Below are 10,238 nucleotides of genomic sequence, written 5' to 3'. Positions count from 1 at the left end.
TTAAATGATGCCTGAAATTGTTTTCTTTTTTTACTCATTTTATACTGCTTTTTTAAGGGGTAAAATTAAAATTTTTTATCTCAATTTTCCACCTTAACTTGCTGTCCTAAAATTGGGGAGTATTATATTCATAAATACATTTTCAAAAGAGCAAGCATATAAGTTTGCTCTTTTTTTATATTCAAAAAACTTGAATTATATTCCGGGGAATCTAAATACAAAAAAAATGCGAACTGTTTAGTTCGCATTTAATAATATGTTAAAATAATTTTTATTCAATAACCCAAGTACTTCCGCTGTTCAAAACATCGTCCATGTTTTTAATTTTTGATTTTGCCTGAACATTTGCAATTTGTTGTTCAACTAATTCATCATAAGCAGGTGCCTCAACTTGTCTGATTATTCCGAAAGCAACAGGAAAACCATTTGTAACACTCATATTAATTAGTGCAAGATGTAAAGAAGGGTCTGTTTCGTGTGCATCATGAACTAATATATTTTCAACACTTATTCTGTCGCTTAAATGAACAACTCTTAATTTCATTCCGTCAACTATCAAACCTTTTTCTTTATCTTTACCAAAAAGCATCGGTTTCCCGTGTTCTAACCAAATTTGGTTATCGTCTCTTGTTTCTTTTGATGTTATTGCATTATAAGCACCGTCATTAAAAATCACACAATTTTGTAATACTTCAACAACAGAAGTTCCTGTATGCTTGTCTGCCTCAATAAGTATGCTTGTTGTTTCTTTAACCTTATTATCTATTGAACGGGCAAAGAATTTTCCTTGTGCTCCTATTACCAACTCACCGGGATGAAAAGGTTGTTCAACAGTTCCGTAGGGAGAAGATTTTGTTACCTGGCCGAACAAAGAAGTAGGAGAATATTGCCCTTTTGTTAAACCGTAAATTTGGTTATTAAAAAGAACAAGATTCAAATTAATATTTCTTCTTATTTCATGAATAAAGTGGTTACCACCGATTGCTAATGCATCACCGTCGCCGGTTATTTGCCAAACACTTAATTTAGGATTTGCTGTTTTTACACCCGATGCCAAAGCACCTGCACGTCCGTGAATACCATGAAAACCGTATGTATTCATATAATACGGAAATCTTGAAGAACAACCGATACCCGAAATAACAGCATAATCTTCTTTATTGTGATCCATTTCAGCCATTGCTTTTTGAACAGCCATTAAAATTGCAGTATCACCGCATCCGGGACACCATCTGTTTTCCTGATCACTTTTAAAATCTTTGAATGTATATTTTTGGTCACTCATGACTTATTTATTTTCAAGTAATTGTTTAATTTTTTCTTTTAATTCCTTAACCGTAAAAGGTAATCCTTGCATTTTATCATATTTAACATACTCAAAATCAGGATGATTCATTTCAAGATAACCTGCAAATTGTCCTAAATTAATTTCACAAACAAGATGTTTCTTAAACTTTTTAAGTACATCAATCGTATTTTTAGGTAACGGATTAATATAATTAAAATGCGAATGTGCAACTTTATACCCTTCGTTATTCAGCTCTCGTACAGCTGTTGTAAGATGTCCGTATGTACTTCCCCACCCGATTACTAATAAATCAGAATCCTCGTTACCTTCAATTTCAAGTTCAGGATAAACATTTTCCAATCTTTGCACTTTTTCATCTCTGTATTTTGTCATCACTTCGTGATTTTCCGGAACATAAGAAACATTACCTGTTATATCCATTTTTTCTAAACCTCCTATTCTGTGTTCATAGCCTTTTGTTCCGGGTATGCCCCATTCTCGAGCTAAAGTTTCGGGGTCTCTTTTATAAGGTAAGTATTCATCGTCTCCTGCAGGTTTAATTTTATGTTTAATTTCAGGCATATCAGCCATTGCAGGTATTTTCCAAGGTTCGGTTCCGTTTGCAAGAAAACCGTCAGTAAGAAGAAGTACAGGAGTCATATGCTCTAATGCAATTTTTGCAGCTTCAAAAGCATAATTAAAACAATTAGAAGGTGTGCTTGCAGCAATAACAGGAACAGGGCTTTCTCCGTTTCTTCCGTAAAGTGCCTGAAATAAATCTGATTGTTCTGTTTTAGTTGGCAAACCTGTTGAAGGACCGCCTCTTTGAACATTTACGATAACAAGAGGGAGTTCGGTAATAACTGCTAAACCTATTGCTTCCGATTTTAAAGCTAAACCAGGACCTGATGTAGAAGTTGCAGCAAGGTTTCCTACAAATGAAGCACCTATTGATGTTACGATACCTGCAATTTCATCTTCTGCTTGAAACGATTTGGCACCGACATCTTTTCTTTTAGCAATTTCAACTAATATCTCAGTTGCCGGAGTAATAGGATACGAACCGAGAAAGAAAGGTAAGTTTGCTTTTTCGGCAGCCGCAAGTAATCCCCATGCAACAGCTGTGTTACCGTTCATATTTCTGTATCTTCCTTTTTCTATTGTGTCAGAAGGATGAACCCTGAATGAAGGCATTGCATGTATTGTTACGGCATAATTAAAACCTGCTCTTAATGCTTTTTTATTTGCATCGGCAATTTCCGGTTTTTTGGCAAATTTTGTATCAAAAAACTTTTCGGTATGGTTTAAAGGTCTGTCAAAAATACAATACACCATTCCGAGTGTAAACATATTTTTACTTCTTGCCATACTTCGGTTGTCTAAACCTGTGGACACTAAGCTCTCTTTTGTTAATGAAGTTACAGGGGCTTGAATAACATTATAGTCTTCATAAATATCTTTTAACCTATCTTCAAGGCAGCCGGCTTTTTTAAAATTCTTTTCCGTAAAGGAATCTGTATCTATAATGATAGTACCGCCGTCTTTTACCCATCTTATATTTGCTTTTAAGGCTGCCGGATTCATTGCAACTAAAACATCACAATAATCTCCGGGATTATCAATGATTTTACCGAAATGTAATTGAAAACCGGAAACACCTCCGACGGTTCCTTGCGGAGCACGTATTTCAGCCGGATAATCAGGGAAAGTAGAAACATCATCACCTATCAATGCTGATGTATTTGAGAACTGTGTTCCCGTAAGTTGCATTCCGTCGCCGGAGTCTCCTGCAAATTTCACAACGACTTCATCAACTTCTATTATTTTTTTAGCCATAATAATTTTAAATTGATTTTTTCAAATTATTTAATTAACTGACAAATGTAAAAATAAGATTTAAAATATATACAATCTGATATATGTTTTTGAATCTTTTTTTTGTTTTAATAATTATGAATTAATGACAGAAAATATTGTAACTGCAAAACTTGCAATTTTCATCATTCTCAGTTTGCTGAAACGGTATGTTTTCATTGAAAATTTCTAAAAAAATTTGTTTTAGGTTTTCTGAAAACTCGGGTAAAAGTTCTTCGGTAAGTCGGCTGTCTATTTTAATGTTTTTTCGATTTTGTTTTATAAATATTGCATCTGTATTATTTGCAGTTTGCAGTTTACGAACATAAAAAATTGCAGGTTGAATTTTAACTTTTATCGGTGCTTGGCTATTTTTAAAAATTAAAGCATATAAAAAGGTCTGCAAAATATGTTTTGGTCTTTTTTTCTTATCGGAATCGAACAAATCGTCAATTGAGTAAAATGTATTTTGAGGCTCTCCTGTTTTGTAATCAACCACACGATAAAGATTATCTTTTTTGTCAATTCTGTCAATAATACCGGTTAAACTTACTTTTTTCTTTTCGTTATTTACAGAAAACTCAAGTTCAGTTATAAATTTATCTTTATCTTCAACAGATATTATTTCAAAAGGTGTATATTCTTCATCTTTTTTTAAAACTGAGTTAACATAGTTAATTATTACTTTTTTTACAATAATTTGACTTCCCTTTATTTTATAATTATTGGTTTTACCGTATGTTGTTTTAAAAGCTTCGTCAACAAATAAATCAATTTTATTATAAATCTTAATTATATCTTTTTTTTTAATTAAATTACTTTGTTTTTCTTTTTTTATTTCGTCATAAATATTTTCTAAAGTTTTATGCAGAATTGAACCGAATGCCGAAGGTGAAAATTCTTCTTCAACCGAATCGGGTTCCTTTAATTCGGCAATATATTTAAAATAAAATTGCAGAGAACAATCAATATATGTATTTATTGCAGCAGGCGAGAATCTTTTTTCGGCATAAGTTGACTTTATAAAATAACGGTTTAATTTATTTATTACTTCTTGATTTTTTTCAGTAATAATTTCTTTCTTCTTTTTAAAAGATAAAGTTTGGTTAAAATGAAATTCATTTATCGGAATATCAGTTTCATTTTGTAATTGCAGAACAAAACGGCTTAATTCTCCTGCATTAGAGTCATTAATAATACTGTTATAAATTAATGAAATATTTTCTGCTCTTTGTATTAAACTGTAAAATAAATATGCATAAACGGCATCTTGATATTTTATCATGGGCATTTCGTAAGCAAAACGCATGCTCTGAGAAATAAAAGTCGTTTTTTTTGAAACGGAGGGCATATTTCCTTCATTCATTCCGATAATGATTACATTTTTAAAATCTAAATTTCTAGATTCTAATACACCCATTAACTGCAAGCCTTCAACTGCTTCGCCTTCAAAAGGAATTTGTTCTTGCCTTAATACTTGAAGCAATAAATCTGAACCGAGTTTTATACCTACTTCAATATCCTGCTCTCTGAATATTTCTCTGATTTGCTTAGTCCGAACGTATGCTCTGTGTATATATTCATTTTCAAGACTTTTAATTGTTTCCCCTACTTTGTTTTTTTCTTTATCAAACATTAAAAATAACAGGTTTAAAATATTTGAAAGAAAAATATCTAAAGCATTTTTTTCAGGTATTTTTGAGAATAACAGCTTAAATAATTCAACATTTTGAGAGATAAGGTCTTTACTTTGCACATATATTAAATTTCTTGATTCGATACCTGAAATTATCTCATCTGATTGTTCGTTGTTCAAACTTTTCACAAAAGGATGCCTCAAAATATCAATAACATTTTTATGATAAAAAGAAGGGCTTTTTGATTTTTGTGTTGCAACATGCAAGTTGACATATTGTTTTATTAATCCGAAGAGCGGAGTCACCTTAAAGGGGTAACCCATTGTTACGTTTATGTTTGAGATGTTTTCGGGAAGTGAGCTTAAAACAGGAAACAATAAATGTTCATCTGCAAGAACTATTGCTGTATCGCCCTCATCTTCTTTGATATCTAATTTGTTCAGAATTTCGGGTAATATTTTTGCCTGTCCGGTATCAAGAGGAACTGTAATTAAATCAATGCTTTTATTTTTTAGTAAATTTTCGGGTAAATTCTCATCCTGTATATTAAGTTCTTTAAAATTCTTTCTTAAGAAATCTCCGGCTTCTTGTTTTTTATCTTTATGATAATATTTATCCGTATCCCAATAAAATTCGGCTTTATTTATTTTATTAAAATACTTAAACAATTTTATTTCTGCTTTGTTTAGGGCATTAAATCCTATAAACAGATATTTTTTAAACTTTTCTTTCGGCAAGTTATCTTCATCAATCATTTTTGACAGCACCTTGTTTTTAAGCCCGTTGTATGACAAGCCCTGCAATAATAAAAGTTCTGTGAATTTGTTATAAACTTTCGGTAAGATGTTCCAAAGTTCAATAAACATTTCTTGCTCTTTGCTGTAATTATCGGGAGAAAAATTTATCCAAAATGTTTTCAGAACTTCTTTTTGTTCATCGGTAAGCCAGTCAAAATGTGTATCAATTTCTTTTACATTCTTTATATTTTGAAAAATTTGTTCGGGTTTTATCAACCAATTATCAATTTCATTAAAATCGGATAAAATAATTTCACCTAAACGATAAAATGTATCAAAATTATAATTGCTTTTTTTATCAACCTCAATAAAAACTTTATAGAGAATAAAAATCAGGCTTAAATTGTCAATTTCATTCAAACCCGTAAAATCTTGTGTAAGATTCTTAATTTCTTTCATATACGGAGCCTTATGAGATTTTCCGTAAATTTCGGCATAATGCTTTCTGAAAAAGAATTTTGTTCTTTTATTGGGAAAAACAAAGCAATAAGATTGTATATCTTGTTTGTATTTGCTTAAAATCTCTTTTGCGGTTTCGTAAAGAAATGATTGCATAATTCAAATATTCAATTTCGTATTTTTAAAGATTACCGTACATAAATTCTGTTAAAAGTTCATAATCGTCAAAAGTATGAACAAAGCCGGATACTTCATTTTTTCTTAAAATATTTATTATTTCATCTTTCTTATCATAAGAAATCCCTGCATCTTGTAATTTTACCGGCGAACCGATTGATTTAAAGAAATCTTCAAGTTCTTCGATAAACAGGTCAATATCAGACACATCAAAAATAAGTTCTGCAAGTTTTTTTATTTTATCGGGAATTTTGTTTTTCATTAATCTGAACCATGCGGGATAAGCAATTGACAAACTTGCTCCGTGAGGTGTGTCGTACAGTAGAGATAAAATGTGTCCGATTGAATGCACCCCCCAATCTCCGCCGGATTTTCCGATAATTGTTGTTCCGTTTAAAGCATAAGTTGATTGAAGAAGAATATTTGCTCTGTAATCATAATTTTCAGGTTCTTTAAGAACTAATGGTGCAAAATACATACTTTCTTTTACTATTGATGCTACAAACCTGTCTGCCAGAGGAGAATTCCCGTTACCGAAATAGTTTTCAAATGCATGAGCAATAATATCTGTAATGCCGTAGGCTGTATATTCTTTAGAAACTGTATAAGTAAATTTCGGATTAATGAAGGAGTGCTTCGGAAACATAAAATTATTTCTGAATCCGAGTTTTTCATTTGTAGTATGATTCTGTAAAACAGCAAATTGATTCATTTCAGTTCCTGTTGCGGCTAAAGTTAAGATTGTAATAACAGGCAATGCTTTTTGAGGTATTGTTTTTCCTGTTACAACATCCCAGGCATTTAAATTTTCGGGAATACACAAAGCAACTACTTTTGACGAATCAATTACACTTCCGCCGCCGAGAGCAAGTATTAGTTCTACATTTTCTTTAATACCGAGCTGAATTGCTTTTTCAACATCAGTTTGAACAGGATTGGGTTTTATTCCTGAATATTCTGCAATTTCAATTCCTGCATTTTTTAATTTTTCGGTAATTAATTTATAGTAACCGTTTTTAACTACTGAACCTTTTCCGTAAATTAAAAGAATTTTTTTTGCATACTTTTTAATTGTTTCGGGCAAATTATTAATTACATCTTTTCCGAAATGTAATTGTGTAGGGTTAAATACTGTAAAATTTTCCATTATTTCTTATTTAGATTATCAGCAATATGATATAATACAACACTTGCAGCGGTTGCGACATTAATTGATGTATTAATTCCGTTCATCGGTAAATGTAGTGAAAAATCTGAAATTTCAATTAATTCTTGTGAAACCCCTGTTCTTTCAGCTCCGAGAATAAGACAGGTCGGAGTTGAATTATTATACACGTAATAAGGCGTGCTTTTATTTGTTTTGTCTAAAGTAATTAATTTATAATCTTCTTTTAATTTAATAATTTTCTTAATGTTGTTAAGATACTCAAAATCAACATAATTTATTGTTGCTCTTGATTTTTTATATAATAATCTGACATTAAATTCTTTATCATATTTATAAAGGTAAACTTTTTTTATTCTTAAGGCATCTGCAAGCCTAAAAATCATTCCTGCATTTCCGATATCCGTAATTCTGTCGAGTATTACAATTATCGGAAGTCTGTTTAACTTAATATTTTTTATATCTTTTTTTACTGATTTCTTCTCATCAGTAAATTTATGCTGAAACATTTTCATATTACAAAAAAAGCAGTCTTTTCAGACTGCTCATTTTATTAATTTAATAGATGTTATTGATTTTTTACTAATCTTATTCCTGCAAGCCCTTCTTCTTGACTTGGTTCTAAGTTAAATCTTCTGCTGTTTCTTAAAACATCCGGGCGACACATAAAGTTACCGCCTCTGCATACTTTACTTACACCTGTTCCCGGTCCTGAAGGATTATCTGCCGGCGAATTTTCATAATAATCAACTTCATACCAGTCATAACACCATTCCATAGCATTTCCGGTCATATCATAAATTCCTAATTCATTAGGTTTTTTTTGTCCTATTTCATGGGATGTATTTCCTGAATTATTTATGCTCCAAGCAACTTCATCTAAATCGTGGCTTCCGCTGAAAGCATAGGCTTTTGATTTCATTCCGCCTCTTGCAGCATATTCCCATTCTGCTTCTGTAGGTAATCGATAGCCGTTTGCTCCCGGTATAAAAATAGCCGTAAACCTGTTACTGTCTCTTTTTAAATCGTAACATTTTTCTAATCGACTTGCACGGCTTAACCAGTTACAATACATAACAGCATCTTCCCAAGTTATATTATTTATAGGGCTTCGCTCTTCTCCGTCAGGAAGTTTGTGGCCTGTAACTCTGCAAAAATTTGCATATTCAGCAACCGTCACTTCATATTTTGACATAAAAAACGAGTTTAATGTTACTTTATGTTCCGGTCTTTCATCGGAATTTGCACTATAATCATTTCCCATATAAAAATCTCCGCCTTCTACTAAAACCATTTCAGGTCCTTGATCTTGCGCAGAAGAAATATTGAATACAAATAAAAATGCTGTTAAATAGGTTAAAAATCTCATAGTATAAATATTATAGTTTCTAATTATATTGACAAATTTAGCTTTTTTAATTTTAAAAATAAAATAAATTAACTAAAAATATATTTTACTTATGTCAAAGTTGTCGTTTCTTCTGTCTTTTTCAGATACAATTATTTTTTCATTTTCAACCTTCCAATCAATATCTAATATCTTGTCATCAAATTTAATTGCTTGCTCAAAATCAGGTTTGTAAATATTATTTATTTTATAAGAAACAACAGCAGTTTCACTTAAAACAGAAAATCCGTGAGCAAATCCTTCGGGGATAAGTAACTGTTTTTTATTTTCTCCGTTCAATTCAACGGAAAATACTTTTCCGAAAGAAGATTTCTCATGTCTTAAATCAACGGCAACATCAAGGATGTTTCCGCTTAACACACGAACTAATTTTGCTTGTGCAAAAGGCTTAGCTTGAAAATGCAACCCCCTGATTGTTCCATACTTAGACATTGACTGATTATCTTGGATAAAGTTATAAATCATTCCTTCTTTTTCAAATTTTGTTTTATTATAACTTTCAAAAAAATAACCTCTGTTATCTTCAAATATTTTCGGAATAATTACAAATAAATCATCTATTCCGGTATTTATAATCTCCATATTGTTAAACGATATGTTTTTTCTTTTATTATATGAATCAATATTGATAAGTTTTTACTTTTCCGTCTGCAATATCCAACAAATATTGTCCGTAATTATTATTTTTCATTTTGCTGCCCAATTGTCGTATTTGTTTTTCATCTATAAACCCTTTTCCGAAGGCAATTTCTTCAATACATGCTACTTTTAACCCTTGTCGGAATTCGATTGTTGCAATAAAATTTGAGGCCTGCAATAAACTTTCATGGGTTCCTGTATCTAACCACGCCATTCCTCTGCCTAATAATTTCACTTGAAGTTTATTTTCTTCCAGAAAAAGTTTGTTCAAATCTGTAATCTCTAACTCTCCTCTTTCAGAGGGTTTTAAGTTCTTGGCTTTTTGAACAACTGAATTATCGTAAAAATATAATCCGGTTACTGCATAGTTTGATTTCGGATTTTCGGGCTTTTCTTCAAGAGATAAAACATTTCCTTTGTTATCAAACTCAACAACTCCATACCTTTTAGGGCGTTTCACATAGTAGCCGAATACAATTGCTCCTGATTTAATTTTCGCAGACTCCTCTAAAATACCGGAAAAACCGAAACCGTAAAACAAGTTATCTCCTAAAATTAAGCATACGTTATCTTTTCCTATAAACTTTTCTCCGATAATAAATGCTTGGGCTAATCCGTCGGGTGAAGGCTGAATTGCATATTCTATTTTTATCCCTAATTGAGAACCGTTACCGAGAAGGTTTTTAAAATGATTAATATCCTCGGGTGTAGAAATAATCAATATTTCTTTAATTCCTGCCGACATTAAATTTGATAACGGATAATAAATCATAGGTTTATCATAAATAGGCAACATTTGTTTTGAAATGCTTTTTGTAATCGGGTAAAGTCTTGTTCCCGAACCTCCTGCAAGTATTATACCTTTCATTTTATT

Annotated in this window: 8 protein-coding genes; all 8 read right to left on the bottom strand. The window is 31.3% G+C overall.

Annotated elements, in window-relative coordinates; genetic code table 11:
- Positions 1 to 271 precede the first annotated feature (271 nt).
- Positions 272 to 1,285, bottom strand: coding sequence for a 2-oxoacid:ferredoxin oxidoreductase subunit beta (locus L3J35_07475; protein MCF6366026.1), 1,014 nt, complete (start codon positions 1,283 to 1,285; stop codon positions 272 to 274).
- Positions 1,286 to 1,288: 3 nt separating this feature from the next.
- On the bottom strand, positions 1,289 to 3,124 hold the full coding sequence (locus L3J35_07470) for a 2-oxoacid:acceptor oxidoreductase subunit alpha (protein ID MCF6366025.1): 1,836 nt from the start codon (positions 3,122 to 3,124) through the stop codon (positions 1,289 to 1,291).
- Between the two features lie 121 nt (positions 3,125 to 3,245).
- Positions 3,246 to 6,131 (bottom strand): PD-(D/E)XK nuclease family protein, encoded by a 2,886-nt coding sequence (locus L3J35_07465; GenBank protein ID MCF6366024.1) that lies wholly within the window; start codon positions 6,129 to 6,131, stop codon positions 3,246 to 3,248.
- Positions 6,132 to 6,156: 25 nt separating this feature from the next.
- Entirely contained in the window at positions 6,157 to 7,299 is a 1,143-nt protein-coding gene (locus L3J35_07460) for an iron-containing alcohol dehydrogenase (GenBank protein MCF6366023.1), read from the bottom strand.
- Entirely contained in the window at positions 7,299 to 7,832 is a 534-nt protein-coding gene (locus L3J35_07455) for a hypothetical protein (protein MCF6366022.1), read from the bottom strand. The genes L3J35_07460 and L3J35_07455 overlap by 1 nt, the downstream gene beginning before the upstream one ends.
- Before the next feature lie 53 nt (positions 7,833 to 7,885).
- Positions 7,886 to 8,686, bottom strand: a complete 801-nt coding sequence (locus tag L3J35_07450) for a formylglycine-generating enzyme family protein (GenBank protein ID MCF6366021.1) — start codon at positions 8,684 to 8,686, stop codon at positions 7,886 to 7,888.
- Between the two features lie 72 nt (positions 8,687 to 8,758).
- On the bottom strand, positions 8,759 to 9,307 hold the full coding sequence (rfbC, locus tag L3J35_07445; protein MCF6366020.1) for a dTDP-4-dehydrorhamnose 3,5-epimerase: 549 nt from the start codon (positions 9,305 to 9,307) through the stop codon (positions 8,759 to 8,761).
- A gap of 37 nt (positions 9,308 to 9,344) precedes the next feature.
- Positions 9,345 to 10,232 (bottom strand): glucose-1-phosphate thymidylyltransferase RfbA, encoded by an 888-nt coding sequence (gene rfbA, locus L3J35_07440; protein ID MCF6366019.1) that lies wholly within the window; start codon positions 10,230 to 10,232, stop codon positions 9,345 to 9,347.
- Between the last annotated feature and the right edge of the window lie 6 nt (positions 10,233 to 10,238).

This window comes from Bacteroidales bacterium, assembly GCA_021648725.1.
In the GTDB taxonomy this organism is placed as follows: domain Bacteria; phylum Bacteroidota; class Bacteroidia; order Bacteroidales; family JAADGE01; genus JAADGE01.
This window is presented reverse-complemented; position numbering and strand designations above follow the sequence as displayed.